This is a genomic window from Paraburkholderia ferrariae NBRC 106233 (genome assembly GCF_000685035.1).
Taxonomy (GTDB): domain Bacteria; phylum Pseudomonadota; class Gammaproteobacteria; order Burkholderiales; family Burkholderiaceae; genus Paraburkholderia; species Paraburkholderia ferrariae.
On sequence record NZ_BAYB01000004.1, the window covers coordinates 210,354 to 235,814 of the forward strand.

Below are 25,461 nucleotides of genomic sequence, written 5' to 3' on the forward strand. Positions count from 1 at the left end.
CGGTGCCTTTATCACATGGCTTGCCCGCCCGCGTTCGCGGCATTCACCGGGCCCATCGTTCGTCTTCCCGCGCTGATGCCCACTATCGCACGCGATGCATGCAGCGCCGTGCCGGTGGCCGTGAACACCGATACGGCACGGTCGTCGTTGACCTCAGTCCAAGGCATCCGTCGCCGCGACTTCTGCCGACGTTCCAGCTTTTGCGGGTACTTACGCAACCGTTTGTGTCCATGGTAAGGAGCTCTTAAGGCACAACGTGTCAGCCTCGTGATGAAGGAACGTAACGATGGAGGCTGACATGCGGAAATTTTTTGGAATCGGGTTGGTGTGTGGGTTACTGATTGCAAGTGACGGTGCTCATGCATTCAGCGGACAGCAGTTCGAGAAAGATGTGAAGGTCAGCATTTCGCAGGCGCGCTCTATCGCGCTCAAGGCACATCCCGGCAAAATCGTCGACGAGGAGCTGGAAAAAGAAGCGGGCGGCAGCGGATTGCGATATTCCTTCGTTATCCGCAACGGACAAGTGAAGCGGGAAGTCGGAGTTGACGCTCAGGATGGTGCCGTTTTGGAAAACTCAGTGGAGGGTTCCAATCCGGACTAATACCGCGTCGCTGGAAGTCAAAGCTGATGGCTACGCTGGGTCTGGTTTGGTCGCGGAAAGTCGGCACTGTTCGCCCACGGACTGATATCCGAGGCGATACACACAACCCGGCCGAAAAATCGTCGGGAAGCGCTACACGTGCTTACAAACTTCGCTATATCCACCGTTTTATCGACTCCGGCGTTTTCGCTGACACACGTCGACGAGGCGAGCGTGATATGGGCAACAACCTGACTTCCAGCACACCGCAACGCGGTCGTATCCACCCTCTGGTTGCCGGTGCAGCTATGGCAGTCATCCCGGCCAGTGCGACCGCTATCGCGGCGATGACCGGCATTCTTCCCACGTCCAGGCAACGGTCGCGCCTTCGACGCTTGCTGTGCCGTTCGCCGGGCAAATCGCCTGAATGCGGTCGCAGTACCGCAAGCAGACATCCAGCAACGCGTCACGCGGTAGGAAGCGCCCGTACAGCCCCATATCCATCATCACCTTAGCGTCCCGGTTGAGCAGGCTCCGAGGGATGCGAACAACAAAACTTATCAGCACGGGCGGCAACGCGCACCAAGGCCAGCCGCGCTGACCCGAATGCTGGCGAAGTTGTCACTGGCGGGCGGTTGGGAAGTCAGGTCGGCGGAGGGCGCGGCCGTGTTCTGGCCACAATTGCGGGAGCGGTTGGAGGTGGATTTGCGGGCAACGGCATCGAGCATGTGGTGCGCAAGGATACGAGCTACCAGGTGAAGGTCGGGATGCAGCGCGGCAGCCACCGGAATTTCAAACACCCGGCCCAGCCGGCTGTACAGGTCGGTGAGCACGTCCACGGCTCGGGCGACTCCCTGACTGCGTCGTAATCATGCCCGGAACCCGCAGTACTTCGGAGCGGGTTACTGCCGGTTACAGAACTGACATTTCAGGCTCACCTGCTTGCGCGCGTCACGCCTAGAATCCGCATCGTTCGCCATTGTCTGGCGCCCGCCAGAAACGGACAGAGCAGGAGAATCCAATGAAACGCGCGACCCTTTTTCTGACAGTGGGCCTTTGCGCTGCGTGCGCATCCAGCGCGGCTCTCGCACACGCGGACATCGGCGTGTTTCTGGGTATGCCCGGTCCCGTTTATGTCGCACCACCACCAGTCGCGTATGAGGCGCCGCCGCCCGTGGTCTATGCGCCGGCCCCGGTTTACGGCTATGGATATCGCTATCAAGAGGACTACGGTGATGAGCGCCGGTGGCATGACCACGGTCGCCATCGTGGATGGGAGCATCATCACCATGACGACGATGATGACTGATTCAACGTTAGCTGCGCGCCGATAGTGTCTGAGGGCGACAAGGGGATTCGACGCTCCCTTCTTCGACACAGGTCTTCTTTCGCCATCTCGAAAGCGTGTCCGGAAAAAACAAACTGCGAAGCCGGGACGATGAAACGGCGAGTGCAGGAGCTTTATCCCGTAAGTGAGCTGTCCGCGGACGGCCAGGAGCGATAAACGAACTCAAACGAAGCGACGTTCAGTATCGCTGTCGCCGCATCGGTTGTGCGAGTTCCAAACACATCCATTTATGGAATGGATGGCTAGGCGCGGCTCGCCGTTGAATCTGCACGCGCTGGAAATAACCATCAGACTAGCCGGCCTACATCAGTGGTGTTCGAATACTGGGCGCGCAGTGGTAGACGCGGAAGTGCGTTGGCCCGACTGTCCCGCACCACTTGTGACTCCGCCCACGCCTTGCATGGCGGCCTGCCTTGAAGAATTTCCTGCCATGACGCGTGCTTCAGCAGCCTGAATGTCGGAAGGATAGGTAGAGCTGTCGCGTTTTGCCGGATAGTAGCCGGCATTCTCCAACTGCACGAGTTCGGCGCGCATCTGTGCCCGGGTGACTGGTGCATTCGATTGCTGAGCGAAACAGGACAGTGGTGTCGCTAGCACGGCACCTATAACGATGGCTTGAAGTGATTGCATGATTCGTACCTTCACGGTGACTCCCGTTGCGAACAGTCGTGTTCACGACCGGTCAGTGCAGGATAAGGTACGCATGCTTAAGGCGAGATTATGCGGGCATCACAGTCGTTACGATTGCGTTCGAAGTCTCTGTCGCGCAATCTTATGCGCGTGGAGTCCTGCTGTGGTCGCTGAGCCTAGAGGATGAAGAGGCCCCAGGAGCCGTGATGCAGCGCTGGCAAAGACGTGTCTGGAGCAGGGCACGTCCCGCGCGTTATACGGTTTCATTCGGATGGCAGGCGCGTATTCACAATACAGTTTCTGTCGTTAAGTGCACGGCGGCCGCGCGCTGGTGGGCAGGGTGCTCTTCACCCTCACGAACGGATGTCAACCGGGTCTGAAATTGACCTGCTGGCGTCCTGCAACATGGCCGTCCACCGTTTATCCGTACATCGGGTTCCGTGACTCGTGATACCTGGCGCGCATAACTTCGACTGAGCCAGCGAAACGTGGGTCCTGAGGCCGTTCATGCCTGTCGCTAAAGAATGCGGCATCCCACGCTTCGAGGTCATTCAACGTCCCGCCCAGGCAGCGAGACGTGTTTGCCTTGATAAACCCAACCGCATTGCTGCACCTCATGCATCCCCGCGCCACTATTCTCGCTGAAACCCATCTTCCCCAGTGTTCGCGGTTAGAATTTCCGTCGGCGCAGGTACATGCAACCCAACAAGTCGGAAGCTGGTTGCGGTGGCGCCGAAAAGAAATCGCAGGCTGTGGCGCTGCAGTCCACGGCGGCGCAAGAGAGCTTTAGTTTGAGCATGACGCGCGCACGAATTCGAATCAAAAAAAAAGCGAGAGCGAACAAATGGGGAAGTCACCTGAAGGACCGACTCGGGAGTTAAGGGCGTTCATCGACGCGTCGCGTTTGCCTCGCTGGGCCTCAAATATCTGGTCCTTGCTGCTCGCGGTGGCCGTGACCATGCTCACCTGCATGGCCAGCGGGGCGCTCAAGACCATGGCGGGTGAAATCGCACCTCTCTGGTTGACCAATGCGGTCCTCCTCGCACAGTTAATGGTGGCGCCATCCAGGCAGCGATTCTGGGTACTCGCAGGTGGGGTGCTCGGCAATATCGCGGCCAACCTTCTCGGTGAAAGTCTGGCGGTGTCGCTCTCATATACTGCTGCCGATATCCTCGAGGTGGTGATTGCGTTCGCCTTTGCGCCACATGTCTCGACGGTCACCGAACTGGTGCGCCCGAGGCCGCTCATCCGATTCCTGGTCGGTGGTGTATCGCTTGCGCCCATCGCATCCGGGTTGGTCGCTACGACCCTGCTGCGGGGGCAACTGACCGGCCATATGCTGCCGAACCTTTGTAACTGGTTCGTCTCGGATGCCCTGAGCCTCGCCATTTTCACACCGGCTGCTGTCGTCTTCTGGACTGGGGAAGTGCGCCAACTTCTGCGTGCCGACCGTCGCAGGAAAACGGCCTTTCTGCTGCTACTGGTTTGCATCGTTACGACTGGCGTATTCGGGCAAAGCCAGTTTCCATTGCGGTATTGGGCGCTCCCGCCTATCGTACTGCTGGCATTTCAGGCCGACCTTGCCGGCGTACTGGTCGGATTGCTGTTGTGCCTCGCGATTGCGGTGTCGTTCACCATGCGCGGGTCAGGACCGCTCTGGATTTTTCACTATCAGAGTATGGAGGGCCGCATCTTTTCGTTGCAACTTTTCCTCCTTGCTGCGCTTGGTATTGCGTTACCTATTAGTGCCATTCAGGCGCAGCGGAACCGCCTCATTGCGCTGCTTCGTGAGGGTGAGAGGCGATACCGGATACTTGCGGAGAACGCGACCGACGTCGTCATGAGTATGTCGCTCGACGGTCGGCTCACATACGTTTCGCCACGAGCCCAATCGGTAATGAACTGTGCTCCTGACGACCTTATCGGCGTGTACTACCCGGACCTTGTGCTGCCTGACGACCGCGATGCACTGGCTGCGGCCATCGGGAACCTGGCAACGGATGTCGCCGAGGCTTCGGAGGTCAGCCGCTTTAAGCGCGCGGATGGTCAGATTCTGTGGATGGAAACTCACCTTCGCCCGGTCATCGACCCGTTTTCGGGCAAACCGGAGGCGCTCACGGCTACGGCCCAGGACATTACGGCGCGCAAAGTGACGGAGCAACGCCTCGCAGACGAGCGCAGGGAGCTTCAAGGGCTTGCATTCCAGGACGGCCTGACGGGCCTCTCTAACCGTCGGCACTTCGACCGTGAGCTGGAGTTTCATTGGCGGCAAGAGGTTTGTGCAGACAGCGGCAGCTTTGTCGCGGTCGTCATGGTCGATGTCGACGCTTACAAGCGCTATAACGACCACTACGGCCATCAGGCTGGCGACGACTGTTTGCGCACCATTGCACAAACCATCGCGTCATCAGCCAGGCGCCCGACAGACGTAGTGGCCCGGTACGGCGGCGAAGAATTCGCGTTGATTCTGAAGGATACCAACCAGGAGGGTGCGCTGGTCGTCGCCGAGCGCATCCGGCAGGCCGTTGAGAGCCTGCGGATTCCGCACCCGGCGAGCAGCGCCGGCATTGTCACGGTGAGCCTTGGTGTGGCGGCTCATAAACCGAACGGAGGCGACGACGGGCGCAGCCTGGTTGCGGCCGCGGACCGGGGGCTTTACGCCGCCAAACGACGCGGTCGGAACCAGGCCTGCATGGTCGGGGAATGAAGGCGAACGCCGTGTCCGCATGCGCGTCAGTTAATGCACTCCAATGGATGTGCCCAGGCCCGTGGCCACGACGCTTACGCAATGCCTCATCGAACAGTGTCGGTGGACTGGAGTCAGTTGCCTTCGGAGGAGTGGTCCCTCTGTTAATCCATCTCGCGCCGCTCAAAGCGACGTCGTGACGGCTGTCAACCACGCCGGACTAGCAGTCAACAGTGCCGTTTCCAGGGCCCTGTCGAGCCCGGTAAGCACGAGCAGGCCAAAGGCGATGAACACCGTTCCGAGAGCGGTTTTTCCAACGGCTCCCGCGGAGCCAAGCCGACCTCGAAGCCGCGATATGGAGGCCCGGGAAAGGGAACCAAGAATCGCAAGCGGAAGGCCGGCTCCGATGCCAAATATGCCCATCAGCAGCGCGATACCACCGAGACTCCTGCTTTGCGAGGCGAGCGTGGTTGCCGCGCCCAATGTTGGGCCGACGCAGGGGCTCCAGACGGCTCCGAGAAGCAGTCCGACCGCGAACTGGCCAGACAGGGTGTCGCCCTTTATCCGGCTGAGCCAGTTCTGGCTGGGACCACCTATCCCAGCGGTCGCGCGGTTCAAGACGGCCTGCAGTCGCTGGGAAATCATTGCAAGCCCAAACAGAATCATCAGCACGGCGGCCACGCGACGGAACACCTCGTTATCCAGTCCCAGCGACACACCGACTGTCGCTACAAAAATGCCGATGACTGAGAACGACACACCCAATCCGGCTGCAAGTGCAACTACCCCCAGCCGATGTACCGCCAATGCAGACACAGCGAGTACGGGAAGGAGGGCGAGCACGCACGGTGACAGCGTCGTCAGGGTTCCGGCGAGGAACCCGAGCGCGTACGTACCCGGAGTCAAATCCATTACAGGGCCTTGGCAAACGTGTTCCTGATGTCCTGCTCGCGTGTCTGCCCCGTGGAGCGCGCGACCTCGTGGCCGCCCTTGAACACAACGAAGGTCGACTGCTGGGTCACTTTCATTGCCCGCTTCAGGGCAACTTCCTTGTCGTAGTCGGCCACGAAAATGGTCATATCTTTCATTTCCGGGCTCGCTGCCAGGCGGTCCACAATGGGTTGTTGGACCTTGCAGGTCGGGCACCAGGTCGCATGGAAGTAGACGATGTTTGGCTTTCTGTCGGCGTTCAGCCTGTCGAACTGGGCTTGGTTGAACGGCTGCTCGCCAGCGAAAGCAGCACTGACGACCAGTAACAAGCTCGACACGAGCAGGTATCTGCGAATAACTTTCAGCATTGTGGTTTACCCAGAGATAAGCACAGCGTTATTGTTAGACGTCCCAGAGACGAAATGATTGCGCCTCTTGGGTTGTGGTTGCAAGTAAAGTTCGGGTTGCCTGTTGACCGCCAGACCCGTCTCACTGGTGAGCCCTGTCCCGGTTGTGTCGGTGGTGATGTGTGCTACGGGCACGCCTTGCGTTAAAGCGTTCACCGGGTCAGCTCATCGCCGTTCATGAGCGTGTCGATGAGCGGGCACGACACCTTGCCTTTCGACGTCGAGCAGCGCTGTACCAGGTTCGCCAACGCGGCTTCCAGCATGGACAAATCCTGGATGCGCTGCCGCACATCGACAAGCTTGTGTTCGGCGATAGCGCGCGCGGCGTTGCATGCCTGACCATCGTGCAGGGACAGCAGGGCCTCCACCTCATCGAGCGAAAAGCCAAGCGACTGGGACCGCCTGATAAAGCGAAGCCTTGTCAGTATGGCTGCCGGGTATCGGCGGATGCTGCCTATCGGACGGGGTGGCGCCGGTAGTAACCCGCGACGATGGTAGTACCTCACTGTTTCGACGTTAACCTCTGCCGCTTCAGCCAGTTGTCCGATGGTCATTTCCTGCATGGCGCGCTTGACTCCGTACTTAGGTACGCACCTAGACTAGACTCAACCCGTCCGAAAAGGAAGTGCCATGCGACCTCGCTGGGCCACTACCGGCTCCTTGTTAGCCGGAACTGCTGCCGCATTCGGGGCATCCGCCTGTTGTGCCGGCCCCTTGCTCCTAGTCGTGCTGGGCCTCGGGGGCGCCTGGGGCTCGCGCCTGACCGCGTTGCAGCCGGTCCAACCCCTGTTTGTTGTCATATCCATCGCCTTTTTCGCGGTCGCTTTCCGCAGGCTCTACGCCAGGTCCGAAGAATGTGCGGTGGGCAAAGCCTGCGCGGTGCCTTCGGCGCGCCATCGGCAGCGCTTCATTTTCTGGGTCGTGATGCCGGCCGCGCTCGCACTGATGTCGTTCCCCCTGTATGCGCCGCTCTTCTATTGAGTACCTGCCATGAAGAAACTGATTGCTGTGTTCGTCGCGACGGCGCTGAGCGCATCCACGGCCCTCGCGGAGGAGCTTCGCACGGTCACGCTTGACGTCACGAACATGGATTGCGCTGTGTGTCCGATTACGGTTCGCAAGACACTTGAGAAAGTGCCCGGGGTGACCTCGGCAAAGGTCGACTTCGCAAGCAAACGCGCGGAGGTGGTATTTGACCCGAAGAAGGCTTCGGTCGACGCGTTGACGAACGCCACGACCGATGCCGGCTATCCGTCTCACCTAAAGCAGGTGCAGTGATGGCTACAGTCGTGCTGGATTCGAGCATCACGTGTCCGGCGTGCGGGCACAGGAAAGACGAGACGATGCCCACCGACGCCTGTGTGTGGTTTTACGAATGCGAGCATTGCAAGGCAGTGGTCAACCCGAAACCCGGAGATTGCTGCGTGTATTGCTCGTACGGCACCAACAGGTGCCCGCCTATACAGCAGTCTGGCTCCTGCTGCGCCTGACCAGGTTCACGCAATTGGCCAGGCGCAACGCCGGGACGAGTAGACCCGACAGTCACCGTTTCCGGAAGCAGCAGTAAAGAAACTGCTGGCTGGAGCCAGCCGGTGTGTGGTGGTCTTCGAGTGTGCTTGTTACCAACTCGAACCCTGCACCGAATTCATCGGAAAGCTGCTCAGCGTCGTATCGCCTCACGTCCAGCCTGCTGCACCTGTTTGGTCCCAGTGGTCCGAATGTAGCTATCACAGCGTGACCACCCGGCCTGAGCGCTCTCGTCAGCAGGTGGACGTAGGCATCTCGCTGCGATGACTCCGTCAGGAAGTGGAAGACGGCGCGGTCATGCCACACGTCGTATCGATGCTCAGGCAGGTCGACCATCGTAATATCGGATTCGACCCACGTTACCTGCCCGGCGATAGAACCCAAACGCTTCCTTGTCGTATCGAGAGCGACGGCGGACATATCGAGTACGGTCAGGTTCCGGTACCCGCGCAAAAGTAAATCATCGACCAGCGTCGACTCTCCTCCACCCACGTCAATCACGGCTGCATTCCGGTCCGACGCAACTTCGACAATCAGTTTCAGTGAGACTTCAAGGTGCGCGCGGTACCAACTGACTGCATCCGGGGCTTTGGACCGGTACACGTCTTCCCAGTGACTTTTGCTGTCCATCTCGCATCCTTGAACGCCGCACCTTGGTGCAGTTCCATGATAGGTGAAGCCATTTGGCCACGAAACCGGTGCATGCCCAGTTGGAGCCATTCGTGAATCAGCAACTATTCGAATTACCCGCGCGCTAACGCTGCGTCATCCAGCTCAAGAGTCGCTCGCCATACCGGCCGCCCAACGACAGATAAAGCGCGGCGACACCGAGGTTCCACAGCAAAATCATCGCAGTGGCGTCGAGCGGATGGAGAATCGACAAGGCCACGGAAGTCATTGCAGCGACCGCGAGACTTCCTGCCATGATGACCGGGCCCGGCGACAGTCGGGCAACGTGACGCAGCATGATAAGCATGACGAGCGATAGCGGCATACCGACTAACACGAGCGTAGAAAAGCATTTGGCCGTCTCGCCGATTGAAATACCTTCCGGGCCGATTGTGACCCAATTGGTCAGGCAACCGTAGCCAATCGTGGCGACCCAAACGAGCGCGAAGGGGGCAGGTAAAAGAAGCCAGCGGCGCGACATGCCTGGCACGCTGGCAAGAAAAGCACCCGCGGCGGCCAGAATACCTGTTGTCATGGCTGCAGCGACGCCGACGACATAAGGAGGTTGATGCAGTTTGACTGCGATGTCGGCACGTACCCCGTGCGCGATACCGACGAAAAGCATCACAGCTCCCGCAAACAGCAACCAGCATGCGGCTCTTGCCGCAGGAGCACGCAGACGCCTGACAGGTGTTGCGTCTGCGACCAGGACATCAATCAGGTCGGAGGTTCGGGTCATGATTCGTTACCTTTCTGCCGGAACATTTCCCGTAGTCGTTTCATTGCCCGGTGAGTGGCTACTTTCAATGCCGCAACCGACATTCCGCTTGTGGCAGCAGCCTCCTGCAGTGACATTTCCTCCAGCTTCAGCATGCGCATCGCGTCACGCTGGCCGCCCGTCAATTGTTCGATAGCTTCCCGTACCAGGCGGGCGTCCACCGCCTCTTCCTGTAAGTTCGCTGCATCAGCAACAAAGGTTTCCAGCTCTTTTTCCATTGAAGATTCGTGTGAGCAAACGCGTCCACGCCGACGCAGACCGTCGACAATGCGTCTGTTTGCAATGGCGACCAGCCACGGGCCGAACGGGCGGGACGGGTCGTAGGTGTTGCGCGCTGAGTGCACGGTTAGCAACGCGTCCTGAACTGTGTCCTCAATGTCGTCGGCATTCCGGATGTGCCGTGCCGCGAGCGCACGAAGATAGGGGGTGATGTCTTCGAGCAACCGACGATAGGCATCCTGGTCGCCGGTTTGCGCCTGCGCCATGGTCAGGGACCAGTCCAGCTTGCCATCCGCACGACTGGCTAGAGGCTCAGTCTGCCGGGTCGGCGTGGACGAGCCTCGGCCCTTTCTCTCGGAGCCTGGAAGTGGATGGGGCGGGGGTGGGTGCCGGAGCATGAGGAAATTTTGCGGCGCGGTCGATGGTTTGTCACGCAGAAAAAGTTTGATTGGGCCGTAACCTTTTGCGGCGACCGACCGAACTTCATTAGACGGCCGGAATGCCGGGCCGCAACCCTCAGGAGGAAGCGTGATGAATAAACGTGTTATGGCCGCCTCGGCCTTTTCGTCGGCAATCGGGCTGGCACTTGCCATGCAGACGGTACCGCTCCAGGCTCAGACCATGAAGGACATGCCGCAAGTTGTGAAAGACAACATGGCGAGGATGGCGGCAAACAAACTGGAGAAGTGTTACGGAGTCAACGCCGTATCGAAAAACGACTGCGCTGAAGGCGCACACTCCTGCGCCGGACAAGCGACGCAGGCACGCGACGCGAAGTCGTTCGTTCTGTTGCCCGCTGGAGATTGCAGCAAAATCCAGGGCGGCAAGCTGAAGCCAGCCTGAGCAGGCGGGGATTTCATGGATGCTGTTTACGCATCGTCGCAATTTGCGCATGGCCTGATTCCGGCATGCGCCGGGGTCGGGCTGCGCTTTCGGCACCATCAGGAGGTTGTCGAAGAGCAGCCGGCGGCGGCCTGGTTCGAAGTGCATACCGAGAATTACATGAGCGGGGGCAGCGCTCCGGCCTATCTGGACGCCATTCGACGGGACTATCCAATCTCACTCCACGGGGTAGGACTTTCTTTGGGCAGCGCCGAAGGCATCGATGTTCGACATCTCGAGCGTGTGCGCGATGTGATGAAGCGAGTTGAGCCCGGGCTGGTTTCTGAACATCTTTCCTGGAGCATCAGCGGTGGCATCTACCTCGCCGACCTGCTGCCGCTGCCGATGACGGAAGAAGCGCTGGGCATTGTCTGCACTCGTGTCGACCAGGCCCAGACTTGCCTGCAGCAGCGGATTTCATTAGAAAATCCGTCGACCTATCTGCGCTTCCGGCATTCGACCATCCCGGAGTGGGAATTTCTTGCAGAGGTCGCGCAGCGCACGGGATGCGGCATTCTCTGCGACGTCAACAACATCTATGTCAGTGCCAGCAATCACGGCTGGAATGCACTGGCCTATCTTGACGCTCTGCCGGCGAAGTCGGTTACCGAGGTCCACCTGGCCGGGCACAGCATCCGACAGCTTGACCAGGGCCGGACAATTCGCATTGACGACCACGGCTCGCGCGTCGCGCCTCCCGTGTGGGACCTGTTTGAGCAGGCCCTCAAACGTTTTGGACCGGTTCCCACGCTAATTGAATGGGACACTGATGTACCGGCGCTTGGGGTTCTGATGGAAGAAGCCGCGATTGCAGAGGCCGCTATTGAGAGGCAGCGAAATGACAACCTGTGCACCAACGCTCCTTGAGTTGCAATCCGCGGTCCGCCGGGACTGGCTTGGGGTTGCCAGTGGCGACGCATCCGGGTACGTCGAACCCGACGGCCTGGCTCCGCAGGCACGGCTCGCCATCTATCGAAACACGGCAAACAGTTCACTGCTAACGGCGCTGCGGCTGAGCTTTCCGGCAGTGCAGGCTCTGGTCGGGTCCGAATTCTTCGAAGGCGCGGCTCGACTGTTCATTGAGCAATGCCCACCGTCGAGCGCGTTGCTAGACAGCTACGGCGAGTCGTTTCCAGAGTTTCTGGCACAGATGCCGGAAGCGGCGTCTCTTGCCTATCTGCCAGATACGGCGCGACTTGAATGGGCTGTGAATGAGGCGCTGCATGCACCAGATGCGCAGCTGCTTGACCTACGGCGCCTTGAGCAATTGGGTGAAGCAGACATGCAAGCCGTACGGTTTTTGCCGAGTCCTGCCGCGCGGGTAGTTGAGTCGTCGTTTCCGGTCGACGCCATCTGGCAAGCGGTGTTGTCCCGGGACGATAGTGCATTAGCAGATATCAATCTTGCCGCTGGCCCGGTCTGGCTGTATGTCCACCGAGGGGCTTCGGGCGTCGAGGTGGACCGGATAGCAGCTTGGCAATACCGGTTCACGGCTGCCTTGCTTGCGGGGCGGTTCTTGCACGATGTCCTGGTCGACACGTCGGACGCGGAGACATCCGTCTGGCTCGCACACCTTCTTGCATCTGGATGCTTCGTCGACGTCTGCCTGTCGAATGAAGCGTCCAGCCAAACAATTGGGAGGCAAGTCACATGATGCCGGAATCTCAATCCGCTCGTCCCCGGTCGATACTGACTGACCGCATCCTACGCGCCGTTGGCTGGCTGGAGCGAGTGCCGCATACGGTTCTCGCGGTTCCACTGAGGATGGCTGTTGCAACGGTCTTCTGGAACTCGGCGATGACCAAACTGGCTGACTGGAACGCCGCACTCGAGTTGTTCAGGGAAGACTATCGACTGCCGTTCGTTGCTCCCGAATTCGCGGCCTACCTGGCGGTGTCAATCGAACTAACGACACCGGTTCTACTTGTGCTCGGCCTGGCGACGCGACCCGTAGCGTTGCTCCTGCTCGGCATGACAACTGTCATCGAGGTGTTCGTGTATCCGCAGGCATGGCCTACGCACATTGAGTGGGCTGCGATGCTGCTGGTCCTGCTGTGCCGAGGCGCCGGAAAATGGTCATTGGACTACTGGTTATACAGGCGTTTTCATAGCCGCCCGGCATCAAATGGTCCGACGAGATGAATGCGATGGTCCTGGAATCTACTATCACGTGTCCCGTGTGCGGACACATGAAGCGTGAAACCATGCCCACCGACACCTGTGTCTGGTTTTTCGAATGCGCAAATTGCAAGACGATGCTCAAACCAAAATCCGGGGATTGCTGTACGTACTGCTCATATGGCACCAACAAGTGCCCAGCGAGGTTTCGAGATGCGGATGGTACTAGCTAACTGCGTCAGGCGCCTTGGAGCGATAGATTCCGTCCCAATGCCCTTTACTGTCCATTTTGCGTCCCCGGTTCCGTACTGTATGCAGTTCCATGACAGGGGACCTGATGATGCCCGGCACGACCATTGGCGTACGCTGAACGCAATATTGTCGCTGCAGCGTCAATGCGTATGCCGATGATGAATGTCGGGGACGTGCGCGTGCGTGTGAGTAATGGGCACGTGCTGGTGCGGATGCGTGTGTGCCTTATCGCTATCCCATTCGAAGTCGTGGATGTGTTGATGGTGCTCGTCGTGCCTGTGTCGATGGTTGTGGTCCAGAACTTCATGAGTATGGGGATGTTCATGCCGCTCACGGATATGCAGCCAGATTCCAACAGCCATGAGTGCAGCCGATAGCCAGAAAAGCAGCGATGGCATTTCTGGCCACAGGATGAGCGACAGCGCCACCCCGAATATCGGCGCAATTGAAAAATAGGCGCCGGTTCGGGCCGTCCCGAGGTTACGTAGTGCGACGACAAACAGGACCAGGCTCACGCCATAGCCGGCGAAGCCGGTCAGCATGGCGGCCGCCATCCTGCCAACGCCAGGTAAGTGCGCACCCGTAAAGAGCGCGATGCCCAAATTGACGGAACCCGCAACCAGCCCCTTCAGGCACGCGATAACCATCGCGTCGTTCGTTGAAACCTTGCGCGTAAGGTTGTTGTCGACCGCCCAGGAAACGCAGGCTGCAACCACCAGTAGTGCACCGGGCGACACGCCGACGGCGCCGGGTTGCCAGGACAGCGTGACGCCGCCCGCCACGATGGCGACCATTCCGAGGAATATCTGCAGGTCAACGTTTTCGCGAAATACCACCCAGGCAATGACCGCGGTGAAAACGCCCTCGAGGTTCAGTAGCAGGGAACTGGTTGCGGCAGGTGTCGTGCTAAGACCGAACATCAGCAGCGCAGGTCCGGCGACACCGCCTGCTGCAATTGCGCCAAGGAGCCAGGGCACCTCGGCGAGCTGAATCCGGCTTTCGTTTTCTCGTTCGCCGGCAGTGCGGCGCAGTCGCTGGAAGAGTATTCCGATAGCAAGACCGACGCCGCTACCAAGATAAAACAAACCCGCGACCATGAACGGCGAGAGAGAGCCGAGCAAGGTCTTGGCGAGAGGCGTCGTTGCGCCGAATAGCGCGGCGGCAAGAAGTGCGGTGAAAGCGGCGTTGTGACGTGCGTGCATGGATTGAGGGTTACGAACAATAACCAGATTCAGGACGTATCCAGTGAAATCCGCGAGCGAGGAGAGTTTTGCGTGACCGTGCAATACCCCTACCCCCTATGTTAGACTCTGAACGATTATATACCCAGCGGGGGTATGTGGAGGACGCGATGAGTCACACCGTTCAGGAAAAACAGAAGCTTCTCAACAGGGTTCGCCGTATCAAGGGGCAGGTGGAAGCCATTGAGCGGGCGCTCGAGGAAGAGCACGGCTGCTCAGACATTCTGCAGCGGATTACGAGTTGTCGAGGCGCGATGAATGGTCTGCTTGCCGTTGTGCTGGAGGACCACATCAGGAACCATCTTGTCGACGCGGAAAGCGGCGAGGAGCCGGGTGATAGTGCGACCGAACAGCTTATCGAAGTTGTTCACAGCTATTTCAAGTGATGGGTTGGAAATGAGTGATTTCAAAAACGCCGCGTTCGGCGCAGGGCATGACCACATCTTTCTTGGAGCTGGTCACGAGCAAAACGAGCGAAAGACGTGGGCCGTGATTGGGCTGTGCAGCGCGATGATGCTGATTGAAATCGTCGGCGGCAGCATGTTCGGGTCGCTTGCGCTCGTCGCTGATGGTCTGCACATGTCGACCCATGCGGGTGCCATGCTGATTGCGGCGCTCGCCTACACCTATGCCCGCAAGCACGCCACTGATTCGCGGTTCGTGTTCGGTACGGGCAAGCTGGGCGACCTCGCAGGATTCACAAGTGCCATTGTGCTTGCGATGATTGCGCTGCTGATTGGTTACGAGGCTATCTCGCGTTTCCTGTCGCCGGTGCCCATCCACTTCGGCGAAGCGATTCCCATCGCGGTAGTCGGTCTGCTCGTTAACCTGGCAAGCGTTTGGCTGCTGAGCGGCGGCCACCACGGACACAGCCATGGCCATAGTCACGGACATAGCCATGGTCATGACGACCACGCTCACGAAGAAGACGCGCAGGAGATTTTTGCTACGTCCGGCGTGTTCGCCGTTTCAATCTTCGAGGATGGCGTGCCCCCCGTTTTTCGCATTACGCCTGCACCAGACCGTTCGCGACTGGACGCGTCGACTGTTTTGGTGACAACGGTGCGACCTGACGGCGCGCGCCAGGTCTTTGCATTCGCAGACCGCGACGGCTATCTTGAATCAATGGACGAGATTCCAGAGCCACATACCTTCAAGGCTATCGTGCGGATGGTGGACGGTGAGTACGAGGTTGAGTTCGAGGAGCACGAGCACGGCCACGACGTGCACGACGCAGCCACCCGGGACCACAACATCCGCTCCGCCTACATCCACGTGATGGCCGACGCGGCGGTATCCGTGCTGGCAATTATTGGCCTGGTACTGGCGCGAGCGTTTGGCTGGCTCTGGATGGACCCGCTCGCAGGTGTTATCGGAGCACTCGTGATTGCGAACTGGTCCTACGGGTTGATGCGCGACACGGGCGCGATTTTGCTCGACATGAATCCCGACCGACGCATGGCGGAGAATGTGCGTCATGCTATCGAGGACCGGGGCGACAAGGTTGTTGACCTGCACGTATGGCGCGTAGGTCCGGGCCACATGAGCGCCGTAGTGTCGGTTGCTACCAGTGAGTCACAGCGGGATTCTCGCTTCTACCATACCGTGCTCGAGCGCTTCAAAGGACTGTCGCATGTCACCGTTGAAGTGCAACCTGCGCCAGCGTCGGCCTGACGCATGGCAATCAAGTCCCCATGCATTGACGTGTGCGCCTTCGATGACAAGACCAAATTGTCGTCGAAATTCGCAACCCCGGAGTTGTCCGTCAAACAGAATTGAGGCACGCGCTCAGGTTACTTGACTGGAACTCAGGCATTCAGAGATACCTCAGCTCGCATTCGAATGCGAGCACGCACGTTGCGTTCATCCCGACCGCAACGGATAGGCGCGCCGGTCTTCTCCGCTTCACGCTGGCTGCCCGCGTCGCACGACGTTACTTGCCATGCTTTGCCTGCCAGCTTTTCATGTAGGCAATCTCCTCGTTCTGCGCCTTGATGATGTTTCTTGCCAAGCGCTTCATCGCGGGGTCTTTGCCGTACTTCAACTCGACCTTTGCCATGCTGACCGCACCCTGATGGTGGGGAATCATGTGGGCGACGAAGTCTTTGTCTGTATCGCCCGTATAGGGAGGCGCGCTCATGTTCTTCATCATCTGGTCGCTGCCCTCCTTGAAAGCCTGCGTTGACGGATTCGATTCACCGGAGTTCGACCCGGACATATTCATCGCGGGCATCGAAGCACCCTGTTGCGCGTGGGCCGTGAGCGACGCGCCCGAGAGGGCGACGCCAGCACAGACAGAGATGACATTGAGGAAATGTAGGTATTTCATGCTAAAGCTCCTTACAGTGAAATCAGTTGGATGGGTCGTGATGGTGTTGATGATGCGCGTCGTCATGCGCGGCGTGATGTCCATGAGCGCCATGTTCGTGCCCGTCGCTCTCCATCATGCGCATCATCTCGGGACCGCCTGTCCTGAAAAACGCAACAGTCAAGACGATGAAGACTGCACCGAAGATAATATCAAGCACGGTGGTGTAGTTGAACGTAATGGCTGCGTCGACGACTGCAGTATGCCGTTCCGGCGGAACCCAACCGAGCGACTGGAACAGCGCTTCGACCGTGAGTGCCGCTGAGACCATTGCAAGATAGAAGGTCACAGCGAGGAACACCGTCATCCGGCCGCCATAGTACTTCCGGTAGATGTTGAGGATGGGAAGGATGATGAGGTCGCCAAAGATGAAGGAGGCGACACCGCCGAAACTGATGCCGCCGTTCCACAGTACTGCAGCGAGCGGCACGTTTCCAACGGAGCAGGTGAACGACGCAACCGCAATCAGGGGACCGACAAACGCACCCCAAATCATCGCGGCAGTTGGATGGCTGACGAGGAAGAATTTCTGCCAGAAACTGTCCGGCACCCAGGCGCCGAGCGCGCCAGCGATGAGTAACCCGATACCGATGTCGCGCCACAGCATCGCCCAGTTCATCATGTAACTATGGCTGATAGCTATCCACCCGTCTCTGGATGTGAGGCGTTGCTTCCAGGTCCCGTGCTGTTCGCCCATCGACATGGCCGCATGACCTTCCATGCTGCCGGCGATACCCTTGTCTGCCTGCTCGATAGCTTCGTTCTCCAGCGAATCCTTAAGAAAGAACCGGAAGAGCAGCGTCAGGACGACAATCATGATTGGGCCACCGATGAACTCAGCGGCAGCGAACTGCCAGGAAATCAGCACCCACATCAGCACGCCGAGTTCAAGCACGAGATTCGTCGCTGCGAACTGGAACGCCATCGCGGACGTGAAGTCGCCGCCCTTGCGCACAATCGACCGCGCCATCGCGACGGCGGCGTAGGAACAGGAGGAAGACGCGGCGCCGAGCAGACTGGCAACCGTCAGCGAGCGAGGCGATGCATCAGGCAGAAGCTTCGACATCTCGGACTTCGAGACCACGACTTCAATCACGGCTGAGAACAGGAAGCCGAGACTCAGTCCCCAGAAAATCTGCCACAGCATCGTGAAGGCCATCCACAGCGCATGACCGAGAGCGGTGACAATCTGCATGGCAATCTCCTGCGTGGGAACTCCTACACGAGCGGTGCACGGTTATGGAAATAAATGCCGTGAGGGGACTTTCCGACCTTGATGGTGTTGACGAGTTTCAGCGTTTTCATATCGATGACGCCGACGTAACGGGTGAACCGGAAGGTCACCCACAGGTATCGCTTGTCAGGCGTCAGCTCCATGTCGTCGGGGCCTGGCAGCAGACCGGTGATGGTCCCAACGTTGGTGAGATTGTTCTGGTCCAGGATGCTGATGGTGTTACCGACCCGGTTCGACACCAGAATGTACTGTCCGTCGACGAGCGACCGGAAATTATGCGCGCCCTTGTCCGTATGAATGGTCTTCACGATTTTGCGCGCGCGCCAATCGACGACGGCCACGTAGTCAGCGCCTGTCATTCCAATCAGTAGATATTTGTCACCCGGCGTGAGCCAGAGGCCGGCAGGTGCTTTCCCAACCGGCATCTTCCAGAGCACAGTCTGGGTTGCCAAGTCAATCGCGGCAACTTCACCCGAGACCTGCAGCGTGACGAAAACGATTTTGCTGTCAGCCGAAAAAATCATGTGGCTGGGCATCGTTGCAAGCGGCACGCGTTTGGCCAGCGCGAAGTTCTTCCCGTCGTAATGATAGATGTCCACGCGGTCGAGCCGCAGGCCGTTCGTGACGAACCACTTCCTGTCGTATGAGAAACCGAGCTGGTACGGGTCTTCGATGTCAGGCATCCATCGCTGAATCTTGCCGCTTCTCGGGTCGAGGAAGACGAGATTGTTGGCCACGGAGTTCGCGACAATCAGCGACTGATTGTCGGGGGTCGCCATTAAATGGTGGGGTTCCTTCCCCACCGGGAAGGTATCGACCACCTTTTGCGTTGCTTCGTCAATCAGGCTCACGCTCGCGTCGGCCGAATTCAGCACAATAACGTTTTCAGCATGAGCGGGAAGCTGAAACGCGAACGTCAAAAGTAAGGCGCCAATAGGGAACCGCATTTCAGCTATCTCCGTGGGACGATGTAGTTACGCGTTGACCGTCGGGTGAAATCCTGCCGCCTTAATCACAGCGACCAGACGTTCTGGCGGCAAGGCTGAATCGATTTTCACGATTCTGGTGGTGACATCGATGTCCAACCTGGCTGCCGGGTCAACACTGGTGACCGCGCGCGTAATTGAGTTGGCGCAACCGCCGCATGACATATCCTTAACCTCGAATTCCATTTTTGCCTCCAGTAGCAAATCAGAACCCTCAGCATGCACCTTCCCATGGCAGGAAGGTCAAGCGCCTGCGTGACGCGCTGGCTGCTGATTCGCGTCCGAACCGCCTAGACCGCGACCGGACGCGGAAAATACAAGGTGAAAGTCGTCCGTTCGCCGTTGCTTGCGACGTCGACTTTCCCGCGGTGCAGTTCCATGATGGATTTCACGATAGCAAGGCCGAGGCCCGCATTTCGGGCTGAACCGTGCCGTGACGCGTCGACCCGATAGAACCGCTCGAAAATCCTTTGGACGTGCTCCGGTGCAATAGGCTGTCCCTGATTGGTTACCTCGATGACGGCATATTTCGGCGAGTCGAACGACGACAGTTCGACGGAAGACCCGGCGAACGCATGGTCGAGCGCGTTCGACACCAGATTGCTGACGGCGCGCCGGAACAAGGTCCCATCCGCAACTATCCGGGCATTCCCTTCTACAGCGATGTGCACACCCGCTTCTTCGGCGAGCCCCTGAAAGTAGGACGCGAGCCGGCGCAATTCGTTTGCCGCGTCGAACTCTGCGACCTTGATGAGCTGTTGCGCGTTGTCTGTGCGTGCGAGGAACAGCATGTTTTCAATCATTCGCTGCAGTCGCTCACACTCTTCGATATTGGAGTCGATGAGCGCTTCGTATTCTTCGGTGGTTCGGGTACGTGACAGCGTGACCTGCGATGAGCTGATAACGTTGGCGAGAGGCGTACGCATGTCATGCGCAAGGTCGGACGAAAACTGCGAAAGACGGACGAAGGCGCGCTCGAGCCGGTCGAGCATGCGATTGACCGAAAACGCGATATCCTGAAGCTCGATTGGGCCTCCCTCGATGTCGAGCCGTTCGCTCAGATTGTGAGCTTCAATCCGTGAAGTTTGACGCCCAATGCTTCTAACCGGCGAAAAACCCCGCCGGGCGACCGCGTAGCCCAGCGCCCCGACCAGTGCCGCGCCGACGGCCACCGCAAGCCAGATATCTATCCGGTAGCTTTCCAGCAACGAATGTCGGTCGGCCGCCGCGCGAACGAGCAATACCCGAACCGAATCGCTGGACGGTAACGTTTCATCGGCAAAGACACAGCGGGATGGACCAATGCCGGGCGGCTCACAGGTATACGGGGTGTTCGGGCGGTGGGCAGCGGGCGTACCCGTCAGGTCGACCGGCGACCTGTCCGAATGCTGAAGCAGCACGGTGCCTTGCCGGTCGGATATGGCGAGATAAACGCCGGGGTGAGACAGCAGCACCTCGTGGAACACAGAGGGCTTATCGCGCACGGCCTGCGCTGAACCGGCATCTCGTGCCAGTTGAAGAAACTGGCTAAGCTTGCCGCTGATTTCGATGTCATCGCGTCGCTGCAACTCGGTTGACAGCGCGTTATACAGGAATGCGCCTGTCAGCGCGAAGACCAGGATGGCGACTGTCGAGAACGCCAGGGTCAATCGTTTGAGCAGGGAATACGAGGACGTACCGGTCGTCACGAGCGGTCCTCGAGCACGTAACCCATGCCTCGAACCGTGTGCAGCAACTTTTTATCAAACGAGTTATCAATCTTCGCACGCACGCGCTTGACGGCAACATCGACCACATTCGTGTCGCTGTCGAAGTTCATGTCCCAGATTTGCGACGTGATGAACGTGCGGGTCAGGACCTCGCCTTGCCGCTCCGCAAGCAACTGAAGCAGCGCGAACTCCTGAGCGGTAAGGTCGATGCGGGTCTCACCTCGCCGAACCCTGCGCCTGATGAGGTCCACCTCCAGGTCAGCAATCGTCAGCACGTCGCGAGGGCCACGCGGCGCACGTCTTAGCAGCGAGCGAATGCGCGCCAGAAACTCCGCATAGGCGAACGGTTTTGACAGGTAGTCGTCGGCGCCGAGCTCAAGTCCCTCCACCTTGTCTTCGACCGTGTCTCTGGCGGTCAGTAGCAGTACCGGGGTTTGCTTCTGTGCCCTGAGACGCTTAAGCACTTCGAAACCGCCAAGCTCCGGGAGCATCACGTCGAGGACGACCAGGTCGAAGTTTTCGTGCAAAGCGAGAAAGAGGCCGTCCTTGCCGTTATCGGCGATGTCGACCGTGTAGCTGGCCTCCGTCAGTCCCTTGTGCAGGTAGGAGGCCATTTTTGGCTCGTCTTCGACTATCAGTATCCGCATGGGAGAGGTCGGCCTGGTGGTCGTCGCCGGTTATGAGCATTCAATCAGTGTACCCAGCGTAGTGGCGAGAAGGTGTATCGAAAATGACGGGAAAATGACAATTTTTTCATCTTCAGCCAACCTGAAAAATTGGTCATGTCCCGGCCACCCCTTCGTCACGTACGCGGCGATAAGGTTCGGGGCATGTACCCGGCGAGCCTCTGCTCCCTTAGAGAGCGGGGGTTACGCAATGACACATTCCTGACCTTACAGTCTACTTAACCTGCGTGCTAGACTTCGCAACCATGTCGTATTGGCGCAAACTTTTCGTCATCGTGCTGCTGATACTGAGCCTTCCGGTTCAGTCGTTCGCGGCCATCTCCATGAAATGCGAGTCCTCGCATTTCGGGAGCGACGGTGCGTCTGTGCAGCATGCAGATGCCGATGAGGCCACTCACAGTCATCATGCGCATGGTGTGATGATGGCCGACGGCGACCATCACGGCCATCATCATGCGCACTCTTGCGCGACGTGCGCGTCTTGTTGCTTCGGCGTAGCATTATCTGCCATTCCTACGGTGGCAACGCCCGCCGGCATGGCTCATTTTGCGGTTCCGCTCCCTCCCTCGGTCAATGTCGCGTCATTTCTGACAAGTGGCATCGAACGACCTCCCAAAGCCTCTCTCGCCTAGCCCTTTGTCGCGGCCTCTGGCTGCGATGTGCAATTTCGCCCTGATGGCCGTGCTCCGGCCATCCAGGTGACTGACGACGAGAAAAATCCATGCGAATGTTTATCGCCGCGCTGCTGAGCGCGGCGGCATTGTTGCCAGCGCTTGTGCATGCCACCACTACGTTTCCAGACCCGACCGACGCTGCCGCATCGGTTCCGGCTGTCAGCGTGCCGTCCGCCTTTGCGGGCTACCAGCCATACCGCGACCAGAAGGCGCCTACCTGGCAGGAGCTCAACCGTTCCGTGACAAGTTCATCCGGCATGAAAGGGATGAGCCACGGCAACACGCCGGGCGGCAGCACCGACGCCAAGAAGAACGAACACAGCTCCAGACACGAGGAACCGGCGAAATGACGCGGCATTTCTTTTCGGGCGGCCGCATCCTTGCGGTCGCCAGCGCGATGGTTTTCCTTGCAGGCTGTACGACCTTTTCGAAGGACGGTGGCTTCAATACCGTTTCAACCACCGCCTCCGAGCGTCTGGGGAAAGATGCCGTACTGGTGAAGACCGACGAGGACCGGGACGCGGTTGCAAAGCGCACGCAGGAACTGCTTTCCAGGCCATTGAGCATGGACGACGCCGTGCAAATCGCTTTGCTGAACAACCGGGGCCTGCAGGCTTCGTATGGCGAACTCGGCATATCTGAGGCGGACCTGGTTCAGGCCGGACGGCTGCCGAACCCCGGTTTTAGTTTTAGCCGCACTCACGGGGGTAACGACCTGAGCATCAATCGCACGTTCACGCTCGGATTGTTGAACGTGCTCACATTGCAGCTGGCGACGCGCATCGAGGGTCGCCGCTTCGAGCAGACCAGGCTCCTGGCGACAGACGCGATGCTCAAGGTTGCCGCCGACGCGCGACGAGCCTACGTCAACGCTGTCGCTGCCGGGCAATCTACGGCATATGCCGCGCAGGTGAAGGATTCGGCGGAGGCTGGTGCCGAACTGGCGTTGCGTATGCAACAGGCCGGTAACTTCAGCAAACTCGACTACGCTCGCGAGCAGGCGTTTTACGCAGACGCGGTGGCGCAACTCGCAAGAACGCGGCAGCAGTCGGTTTCTGCGCGGGAAAAGCTTACGCGCACGATGGGCCTGTGGGGCGCCGGGACGCAGTACACGCTTCCCGAACGCCTGCCAGACTTGCCCAGGAACCGCCCAGAGCTGAATGACCTCGAGAGCTTCGCGATGCAGAACCGGCTGGACATCCAGGCCGCGAAGCTGCAGACGCAGAGTGTCGCAAGCTCGTTGGGTCTCAGCAAGGCGACGCGTTTCATCAACGCGCTGGACGTCGGGTATCAGAACAATTTCACGACTTCCGACGGCCATGAACAGGGCTATGAAATCAGCGTCGAGATTCCCATTTTTAACTGGGGCGGTTCGAAGGTTGCGCGCGCCGAAGCGATTTACATGCAGTCGGTCAACCGCGTCGCCGAGACAGCGATTAACGCGAGGTCCGAAGTCCGGGAGTCGTATTCGGCCTATGTCACCGATTACGACGTGGCGAAGCACTATCGCGACGAAGTCGTACCCATCCGCAAGACGATTTCCGACGAACTGCTGCTTCGCTACAACGGCATGCTCGCGAGCGTGTTCGAGCTGCTGTCCGATTCGCGTGACCAGGTCGGCGCGGTGAACAGCTACATCGACGCGTTGAAGGACTACTGGCTCGCGGAGACTGACCTGCAGCAGGCAGTCGGTGGCCGTCTCCCGTCGCTCGCGATGGCCCCGGCGCCGTCAGCACCCACGACGCAACCGGCGTCGCCTACAGATTCCGAAGGTAAATGAAATGGTGTCACGTCGAAATTTTCTTGGCGGCTCGGGGGCCGCGCTGCTAGGAGCAGCATTGGTGAGCAAGGCGGGTGCTGCGTCGTTGCCTGAGGCGCCCACGATGGCCAAGGCCACCATGCAACCGCCGCTCACGCCTCCCAATGGCCGTCCGTACACGCCCGTTGCCACACTGAACGGCTGGTCGCTGCCGTGGCGCATGAAGAACGGCTGGAAGGAGTTTCACCTGATTGCTGAGCCTGTCGTACGCGAAATGGCGCCGGGCATGAATGCGAATCTTTGGGGCTACAACGGACAGGCCCCGGGCCCAACCATCGAGGCAGTGGAAGGCGATAAGGTCCGCATCTTCGTGACGAACAAGCTGCCGGAGCACACCACCGTTCACTGGCACGGGATGCTGTTGCCGTCGGGAATGGATGGTGTCGGAGGGCTCACGCAACCACATATCCCCCCAGGCAAGACTTTCGTCTACGAATTCCAGCTCGAGAAGCACGGCACCTTCATGTATCACCCGCACGCCGACGAGATGGTGCAGATGGCGATGGGGATGATGGGGACGTTCATCGTTCATCCGAAAGACCCCAGCGTCATGCAGGTCGACCGTGACTTCGTGTTCATCATGTCCGCGTACGACATCGACCCGGGCAGCTTTACGCCGCGCGTCAATGAGATGACCGACTTCAACATGTGGACCTGGAATTCGCGGGTCTTTCCGGGCATCGACCCGTTGCCGGTACGTGCCGAAGACCGCGTGCGCATCCGGTTCGGCAATCTGACGATGACCAATCACCCCATCCATCTGCACGGCTATCACTTCGAGGTCGCGGGCACGGATGGCGGATGGATTCCGCCGGCCGCGCGCTGGCCTGAGGTGACCGCCGATGTCGCGGTCGGCCAGATGCGCGCCATCGAATTCACGGCGAACCGGCCCGGCGACTGGGCGTTCCATTGCCACAAGTCCCACCACACGATGAATGCGATGGGGCACTCCGTACCCAACCTGATTGGCGTGCCGCAGAAGGACCTCGCGAAACGCATCAACAAACTCGTACCGGACTACATGGCGATGGGCAGCACAGGTGGCGCGATGGGCGAGATGGAGATGCCACTGCCCGACAACACGCTGCCGATGATGACCGGTAAAGGTCCGTTTGGCCCGCTGGAAATGGGCGGCATGTTCACCGTCGTGAAGGTGCGCGAGGGACTGGGCCGCAAGGACTACCGCGACCCGGGCTGGTTCAAACACCCCAAAGGGACAGTTGCCTACGAATACACCGGAGAGATGCCGGACAGCTGATTTTCCGTCTCGTCGGATTTTGTGGTCCGGCTCAATTTTTTATTTCAACGCAGGAGAAAGAGTGATGAAGAACGTATTTGCTTCGATTGCAGTTAGCTGCGCTTTGGCAATTTCGGGCTCGGCCTATGCGGCTGGCGAAATGGGCAACATGGACATGGGTGGCAGCGGCGCCAGGCAGGCTGGCGATGCAAAGGCTGGCATGTCGCATGGGGAAATCAAGAAAGTCGACGCCGCAGCCGGAAAGCTGGCCATCAAGCACGGTCCGCTGGAAAACCTGGGCATGGACGCCATGACCATGGTTTTCAAGGTCAAGGACCCGGCGATGATTTCGCAGGTCAAGGTCGGCGACAGGATTGATTTCGTGGCCGAAGAAGTAGACGGCGCACTGACGGTGACGAAGCTGCAGAAGAAGTAAGGGTTCACCGGGTGTTGCGACCACAGGCAAGCAACACCCACTTTG

Annotated in this window: 34 protein-coding genes; 18 read left to right on the forward strand and 16 right to left on the reverse strand. The window is 59.2% G+C overall.

Annotation, left to right across the window (positions count from 1 at the left end; translation table 11 throughout):
* Positions 1-11: 11 nt before the first annotated feature.
* A complete protein-coding gene (locus BFE01S_RS43915; RefSeq protein WP_156034532.1) occupies positions 12-167 on the reverse strand; it encodes a hypothetical protein in 156 nt (51 codons plus the stop codon).
* Between the two features lie 119 nt (positions 168-286).
* Between BFE01S_RS43915 and BFE01S_RS04530 the strand changes: the two genes are divergently transcribed.
* The 3 genes from BFE01S_RS04530 (at position 287) to BFE01S_RS42575 (ending at position 1,889) form a co-directional block, all read left to right on the forward strand.
* Positions 287-601, forward strand: coding sequence for a PepSY domain-containing protein (locus tag BFE01S_RS04530; RefSeq protein ID WP_042275394.1), 315 nt, complete (start codon positions 287-289; stop codon positions 599-601).
* Between the two features lie 614 nt (positions 602-1,215).
* Complete coding sequence (locus BFE01S_RS46365) at positions 1,216-1,449, forward strand: glycine zipper 2TM domain-containing protein (protein ID WP_028197426.1); 234 nt, start codon at positions 1,216-1,218, stop codon at positions 1,447-1,449.
* A gap of 152 nt (positions 1,450-1,601) precedes the next feature.
* Positions 1,602-1,889 (forward strand): hypothetical protein, encoded by a 288-nt coding sequence (locus tag BFE01S_RS42575; RefSeq protein ID WP_081923029.1) that lies wholly within the window; start codon positions 1,602-1,604, stop codon positions 1,887-1,889.
* A gap of 345 nt (positions 1,890-2,234) precedes the next feature.
* Here BFE01S_RS42575 and BFE01S_RS42580 read toward each other — a convergent pair whose 3' ends face one another.
* On the reverse strand, positions 2,235-2,558 hold the full coding sequence (locus BFE01S_RS42580; protein ID WP_081833109.1) for a DUF4148 domain-containing protein: 324 nt from the start codon (positions 2,556-2,558) through the stop codon (positions 2,235-2,237).
* 844 nt (positions 2,559-3,402) lie between these two features.
* Here BFE01S_RS42580 and BFE01S_RS42585 point away from each other — a divergent pair.
* A complete protein-coding gene (locus BFE01S_RS42585) occupies positions 3,403-5,265 on the forward strand; it encodes a sensor domain-containing diguanylate cyclase (protein WP_051743432.1) in 1,863 nt (620 codons plus the stop codon).
* A 162-nt stretch (positions 5,266-5,427) separates the two neighbouring features.
* Here the strand turns inward: BFE01S_RS42585 and BFE01S_RS04550 are convergent, their stop codons facing one another.
* From BFE01S_RS04550 to merR, 3 genes are all read right to left on the reverse strand, one after another.
* Positions 5,428-6,156: a cytochrome c biogenesis CcdA family protein gene (locus BFE01S_RS04550; protein WP_028224549.1), complete on the reverse strand. Its 729-nt coding sequence runs from the start codon at positions 6,154-6,156 to the stop codon at positions 5,428-5,430.
* Positions 6,156-6,542: a thioredoxin family protein gene (locus BFE01S_RS04555; RefSeq protein WP_028197429.1), complete on the reverse strand. Its 387-nt coding sequence runs from the start codon at positions 6,540-6,542 to the stop codon at positions 6,156-6,158. Before BFE01S_RS04555 ends, BFE01S_RS04550 begins: the two co-directional genes overlap by 1 nt.
* A gap of 191 nt (positions 6,543-6,733) precedes the next feature.
* Positions 6,734-7,144 carry an Hg(II)-responsive transcriptional regulator gene (gene merR, locus BFE01S_RS04560; RefSeq protein WP_028224550.1) on the reverse strand — a complete coding sequence of 137 codons (411 nt, stop codon included), beginning with the start codon at positions 7,142-7,144 and terminating at the stop codon, positions 6,734-6,736.
* A 67-nt stretch (positions 7,145-7,211) separates the two neighbouring features.
* Between merR and BFE01S_RS04565 the strand changes: the two genes are divergently transcribed.
* Genes BFE01S_RS04565 through BFE01S_RS45580 form a run of 3 tightly spaced genes read left to right on the forward strand, consistent with a single transcriptional unit; the run spans position 7,212 to position 8,071 of the window.
* The gene (locus BFE01S_RS04565) at positions 7,212-7,562 is read left to right on the forward strand and encodes a mercuric transporter MerT family protein (RefSeq protein ID WP_028197431.1); all 351 of its coding nucleotides are present in this window, start codon (positions 7,212-7,214) and stop codon (positions 7,560-7,562) included.
* A gap of 9 nt (positions 7,563-7,571) precedes the next feature.
* The gene (gene merP, locus BFE01S_RS04570; RefSeq protein WP_042337218.1) at positions 7,572-7,859 is read left to right on the forward strand and encodes a mercury resistance system periplasmic binding protein MerP; all 288 of its coding nucleotides are present in this window, start codon (positions 7,572-7,574) and stop codon (positions 7,857-7,859) included.
* Positions 7,859-8,071, forward strand: coding sequence for a GDCCVxC domain-containing (seleno)protein (locus BFE01S_RS45580; protein WP_081833110.1), 213 nt, complete (start codon positions 7,859-7,861; stop codon positions 8,069-8,071). The genes merP and BFE01S_RS45580 overlap by 1 nt, the downstream gene beginning before the upstream one ends.
* Positions 8,072-8,123: 52 nt before the next feature.
* On the opposite strand, the gene BFE01S_RS04575 is transcribed toward BFE01S_RS45580, so the two are convergent.
* From BFE01S_RS04575 to BFE01S_RS04585, 3 genes are all read right to left on the reverse strand, one after another.
* The gene (locus BFE01S_RS04575; RefSeq protein WP_028197433.1) at positions 8,124-8,738 is read right to left on the reverse strand and encodes a class I SAM-dependent methyltransferase; all 615 of its coding nucleotides are present in this window, start codon (positions 8,736-8,738) and stop codon (positions 8,124-8,126) included.
* A gap of 124 nt (positions 8,739-8,862) precedes the next feature.
* A complete protein-coding gene (locus tag BFE01S_RS04580) occupies positions 8,863-9,516 on the reverse strand; it encodes an NrsF family protein (RefSeq protein ID WP_028224552.1) in 654 nt (217 codons plus the stop codon).
* Positions 9,513-10,040 carry a sigma-70 family RNA polymerase sigma factor gene (locus BFE01S_RS04585; protein WP_028224553.1) on the reverse strand — a complete coding sequence of 176 codons (528 nt, stop codon included), beginning with the start codon at positions 10,038-10,040 and terminating at the stop codon, positions 9,513-9,515. Before BFE01S_RS04585 ends, BFE01S_RS04580 begins: the two co-directional genes overlap by 4 nt.
* A 265-nt stretch (positions 10,041-10,305) precedes the next feature.
* On the opposite strand from BFE01S_RS04585, the gene bufA1 reads away from it, so the two are divergent.
* The 5 genes from bufA1 to BFE01S_RS45585 are packed head-to-tail and all read left to right on the forward strand — an operon-like array spanning position 10,306 to position 13,007.
* Positions 10,306-10,617 carry a BufA1 family periplasmic bufferin-type metallophore gene (bufA1, locus tag BFE01S_RS04590; RefSeq protein WP_028197436.1) on the forward strand — a complete coding sequence of 104 codons (312 nt, stop codon included), beginning with the start codon at positions 10,306-10,308 and terminating at the stop codon, positions 10,615-10,617.
* A 15-nt stretch (positions 10,618-10,632) separates the two neighbouring features.
* On the forward strand, positions 10,633-11,523 hold the full coding sequence (gene bufB / locus BFE01S_RS04595; RefSeq protein WP_028224554.1) for an MNIO family bufferin maturase: 891 nt from the start codon (positions 10,633-10,635) through the stop codon (positions 11,521-11,523).
* Positions 11,495-12,310: an HvfC/BufC N-terminal domain-containing protein gene (locus BFE01S_RS04600; RefSeq protein ID WP_028224555.1), complete on the forward strand. Its 816-nt coding sequence runs from the start codon at positions 11,495-11,497 to the stop codon at positions 12,308-12,310. Before bufB ends, BFE01S_RS04600 begins: the two co-directional genes overlap by 29 nt.
* Positions 12,307-12,798, forward strand: coding sequence for a DoxX family protein (locus BFE01S_RS04605; protein WP_028224556.1), 492 nt, complete (start codon positions 12,307-12,309; stop codon positions 12,796-12,798). Before BFE01S_RS04600 ends, BFE01S_RS04605 begins: the two co-directional genes overlap by 4 nt.
* A 5-nt stretch (positions 12,799-12,803) precedes the next feature.
* Positions 12,804-13,007, forward strand: a complete 204-nt coding sequence (locus tag BFE01S_RS45585) for a GDCCVxC domain-containing (seleno)protein (protein WP_407668180.1) — start codon at positions 12,804-12,806, stop codon at positions 13,005-13,007.
* A 159-nt stretch (positions 13,008-13,166) separates the two neighbouring features.
* Here BFE01S_RS45585 and BFE01S_RS04610 read toward each other — a convergent pair whose 3' ends face one another.
* The gene (locus BFE01S_RS04610; RefSeq protein ID WP_028224557.1) at positions 13,167-14,228 is read right to left on the reverse strand and encodes a DMT family transporter; all 1,062 of its coding nucleotides are present in this window, start codon (positions 14,226-14,228) and stop codon (positions 13,167-13,169) included.
* Positions 14,229-14,377: 149 nt separating this feature from the next.
* Here BFE01S_RS04610 and BFE01S_RS04615 point away from each other — a divergent pair, with 149 nt between their 5' ends.
* On the forward strand, positions 14,378-14,653 hold the full coding sequence (locus tag BFE01S_RS04615; RefSeq protein ID WP_028197441.1) for a metal/formaldehyde-sensitive transcriptional repressor: 276 nt from the start codon (positions 14,378-14,380) through the stop codon (positions 14,651-14,653).
* A gap of 10 nt (positions 14,654-14,663) precedes the next feature.
* Positions 14,664-15,941 (forward strand): CDF family Co(II)/Ni(II) efflux transporter DmeF, encoded by a 1,278-nt coding sequence (gene dmeF / locus BFE01S_RS04620; RefSeq protein ID WP_028224558.1) that lies wholly within the window; start codon positions 14,664-14,666, stop codon positions 15,939-15,941.
* A 259-nt stretch (positions 15,942-16,200) separates the two neighbouring features.
* Here the strand turns inward: dmeF and copM are convergent, their stop codons facing one another.
* The 7 genes from copM to BFE01S_RS46370 form a co-directional block, all read right to left on the reverse strand.
* Positions 16,201-16,596, reverse strand: coding sequence for a CopM family metallochaperone (gene copM, locus BFE01S_RS04625; protein WP_028197443.1), 396 nt, complete (start codon positions 16,594-16,596; stop codon positions 16,201-16,203).
* A 22-nt stretch (positions 16,597-16,618) separates the two neighbouring features.
* Positions 16,619-17,830 carry a permease gene (locus BFE01S_RS04630; protein ID WP_028197444.1) on the reverse strand — a complete coding sequence of 404 codons (1,212 nt, stop codon included), beginning with the start codon at positions 17,828-17,830 and terminating at the stop codon, positions 16,619-16,621.
* A 23-nt stretch (positions 17,831-17,853) separates the two neighbouring features.
* Positions 17,854-18,816, reverse strand: a complete 963-nt coding sequence (locus BFE01S_RS04635) for a YVTN family beta-propeller repeat protein (RefSeq protein WP_028197445.1) — start codon at positions 18,814-18,816, stop codon at positions 17,854-17,856.
* A 27-nt stretch (positions 18,817-18,843) separates the two neighbouring features.
* Complete coding sequence (locus tag BFE01S_RS04640; RefSeq protein ID WP_028224559.1) at positions 18,844-19,041, reverse strand: heavy-metal-associated domain-containing protein; 198 nt, start codon at positions 19,039-19,041, stop codon at positions 18,844-18,846.
* A 104-nt stretch (positions 19,042-19,145) separates the two neighbouring features.
* Positions 19,146-20,543 (reverse strand): heavy metal sensor histidine kinase, encoded by a 1,398-nt coding sequence (locus BFE01S_RS04645; protein ID WP_028197447.1) that lies wholly within the window; start codon positions 20,541-20,543, stop codon positions 19,146-19,148.
* Positions 20,540-21,211, reverse strand: a complete 672-nt coding sequence (locus BFE01S_RS04650) for a heavy metal response regulator transcription factor (protein WP_028197448.1) — start codon at positions 21,209-21,211, stop codon at positions 20,540-20,542. The genes BFE01S_RS04645 and BFE01S_RS04650 overlap by 4 nt, the downstream gene beginning before the upstream one ends.
* 269 nt (positions 21,212-21,480) lie before the next feature.
* Positions 21,481-21,705, reverse strand: coding sequence for a hypothetical protein (locus BFE01S_RS46370; protein ID WP_051743433.1), 225 nt, complete (start codon positions 21,703-21,705; stop codon positions 21,481-21,483).
* Positions 21,706-21,971: 266 nt separating this feature from the next.
* On the opposite strand from BFE01S_RS46370, the gene BFE01S_RS04660 reads away from it, so the two are divergent.
* The 4 genes from BFE01S_RS04660 to BFE01S_RS04675 all read left to right on the forward strand — a co-directional run bounded on the left by BFE01S_RS04660 (position 21,972) and on the right by BFE01S_RS04675 (position 25,416).
* Positions 21,972-22,274, forward strand: coding sequence for a hypothetical protein (locus tag BFE01S_RS04660; RefSeq protein ID WP_028224560.1), 303 nt, complete (start codon positions 21,972-21,974; stop codon positions 22,272-22,274).
* The gene (locus BFE01S_RS04665; RefSeq protein ID WP_028224561.1) at positions 22,271-23,704 is read left to right on the forward strand and encodes a TolC family protein; all 1,434 of its coding nucleotides are present in this window, start codon (positions 22,271-22,273) and stop codon (positions 23,702-23,704) included. The genes BFE01S_RS04660 and BFE01S_RS04665 overlap by 4 nt, the downstream gene beginning before the upstream one ends.
* Before the next feature lies 1 nt (position 23,705).
* Positions 23,706-25,001 carry a copper oxidase gene (locus tag BFE01S_RS04670; RefSeq protein ID WP_028224562.1) on the forward strand — a complete coding sequence of 432 codons (1,296 nt, stop codon included), beginning with the start codon at positions 23,706-23,708 and terminating at the stop codon, positions 24,999-25,001.
* Positions 25,002-25,065: 64 nt separating this feature from the next.
* The gene (locus tag BFE01S_RS04675; protein ID WP_028224563.1) at positions 25,066-25,416 is read left to right on the forward strand and encodes a copper-binding protein; all 351 of its coding nucleotides are present in this window, start codon (positions 25,066-25,068) and stop codon (positions 25,414-25,416) included.
* Positions 25,417-25,461 lie beyond the last annotated feature (45 nt).

Coding starts and splice junctions, on each gene's coding strand:
- BFE01S_RS43915 (WP_156034532.1), bottom strand. CDS start 167: ATGCCTTGGACTGAGGTCAACGACGACCGTGCCGTATCGGTGTTCACG.
- BFE01S_RS04530 (WP_042275394.1), top strand. CDS start 287: ATGGAGGCTGACATGCGGAAATTTTTTGGAATCGGGTTGGTGTGTGGG.
- BFE01S_RS42575 (WP_081923029.1), top strand. CDS start 1,602: ATGAAACGCGCGACCCTTTTTCTGACAGTGGGCCTTTGCGCTGCGTGC.
- BFE01S_RS42580 (WP_081833109.1), bottom strand. CDS start 2,558: ATGCAATCACTTCAAGCCATCGTTATAGGTGCCGTGCTAGCGACACCA.
- BFE01S_RS42585 (WP_051743432.1), top strand. CDS start 3,403: ATGGGGAAGTCACCTGAAGGACCGACTCGGGAGTTAAGGGCGTTCATC.
- BFE01S_RS04550 (WP_028224549.1), bottom strand. CDS start 6,156: ATGGATTTGACTCCGGGTACGTACGCGCTCGGGTTCCTCGCCGGAACC.
- BFE01S_RS04555 (WP_028197429.1), bottom strand. CDS start 6,542: ATGCTGAAAGTTATTCGCAGATACCTGCTCGTGTCGAGCTTGTTACTG.
- merR (WP_028224550.1), bottom strand. CDS start 7,144: ATGCAGGAAATGACCATCGGACAACTGGCTGAAGCGGCAGAGGTTAAC.
- BFE01S_RS04565 (WP_028197431.1), top strand. CDS start 7,212: ATGCGACCTCGCTGGGCCACTACCGGCTCCTTGTTAGCCGGAACTGCT.
- merP (WP_042337218.1), top strand. CDS start 7,572: ATGAAGAAACTGATTGCTGTGTTCGTCGCGACGGCGCTGAGCGCATCC.
- BFE01S_RS45580 (WP_081833110.1), top strand. CDS start 7,859: ATGGCTACAGTCGTGCTGGATTCGAGCATCACGTGTCCGGCGTGCGGG.
- BFE01S_RS04575 (WP_028197433.1), bottom strand. CDS start 8,738: ATGGACAGCAAAAGTCACTGGGAAGACGTGTACCGGTCCAAAGCCCCG.
- BFE01S_RS04580 (WP_028224552.1), bottom strand. CDS start 9,516: ATGACCCGAACCTCCGACCTGATTGATGTCCTGGTCGCAGACGCAACA.
- BFE01S_RS04585 (WP_028224553.1), bottom strand. CDS start 10,040: ATGGCGCAGGCGCAAACCGGCGACCAGGATGCCTATCGTCGGTTGCTC.
- bufA1 (WP_028197436.1), top strand. CDS start 10,306: ATGAATAAACGTGTTATGGCCGCCTCGGCCTTTTCGTCGGCAATCGGG.
- bufB (WP_028224554.1), top strand. CDS start 10,633: ATGGATGCTGTTTACGCATCGTCGCAATTTGCGCATGGCCTGATTCCG.
- BFE01S_RS04600 (WP_028224555.1), top strand. CDS start 11,495: ATGACAACCTGTGCACCAACGCTCCTTGAGTTGCAATCCGCGGTCCGC.
- BFE01S_RS04605 (WP_028224556.1), top strand. CDS start 12,307: ATGATGCCGGAATCTCAATCCGCTCGTCCCCGGTCGATACTGACTGAC.
- BFE01S_RS45585 (WP_407668180.1), top strand. CDS start 12,804: ATGGTCCTGGAATCTACTATCACGTGTCCCGTGTGCGGACACATGAAG.
- BFE01S_RS04610 (WP_028224557.1), bottom strand. CDS start 14,228: ATGCACGCACGTCACAACGCCGCTTTCACCGCACTTCTTGCCGCCGCG.
- BFE01S_RS04615 (WP_028197441.1), top strand. CDS start 14,378: ATGAGTCACACCGTTCAGGAAAAACAGAAGCTTCTCAACAGGGTTCGC.
- dmeF (WP_028224558.1), top strand. CDS start 14,664: ATGAGTGATTTCAAAAACGCCGCGTTCGGCGCAGGGCATGACCACATC.
- copM (WP_028197443.1), bottom strand. CDS start 16,596: ATGAAATACCTACATTTCCTCAATGTCATCTCTGTCTGTGCTGGCGTC.
- BFE01S_RS04630 (WP_028197444.1), bottom strand. CDS start 17,830: ATGCAGATTGTCACCGCTCTCGGTCATGCGCTGTGGATGGCCTTCACG.
- BFE01S_RS04635 (WP_028197445.1), bottom strand. CDS start 18,816: ATGCGGTTCCCTATTGGCGCCTTACTTTTGACGTTCGCGTTTCAGCTT.
- BFE01S_RS04640 (WP_028224559.1), bottom strand. CDS start 19,041: ATGGAATTCGAGGTTAAGGATATGTCATGCGGCGGTTGCGCCAACTCA.
- BFE01S_RS04650 (WP_028197448.1), bottom strand. CDS start 21,211: ATGCGGATACTGATAGTCGAAGACGAGCCAAAAATGGCCTCCTACCTG.
- BFE01S_RS46370 (WP_051743433.1), bottom strand. CDS start 21,705: ATGATGATGGCCGTGATGGTCGCCGTCGGCCATCATCACACCATGCGC.
- BFE01S_RS04660 (WP_028224560.1), top strand. CDS start 21,972: ATGCGAATGTTTATCGCCGCGCTGCTGAGCGCGGCGGCATTGTTGCCA.
- BFE01S_RS04665 (WP_028224561.1), top strand. CDS start 22,271: ATGACGCGGCATTTCTTTTCGGGCGGCCGCATCCTTGCGGTCGCCAGC.
- BFE01S_RS04670 (WP_028224562.1), top strand. CDS start 23,706: ATGGTGTCACGTCGAAATTTTCTTGGCGGCTCGGGGGCCGCGCTGCTA.
- BFE01S_RS04675 (WP_028224563.1), top strand. CDS start 25,066: ATGAAGAACGTATTTGCTTCGATTGCAGTTAGCTGCGCTTTGGCAATT.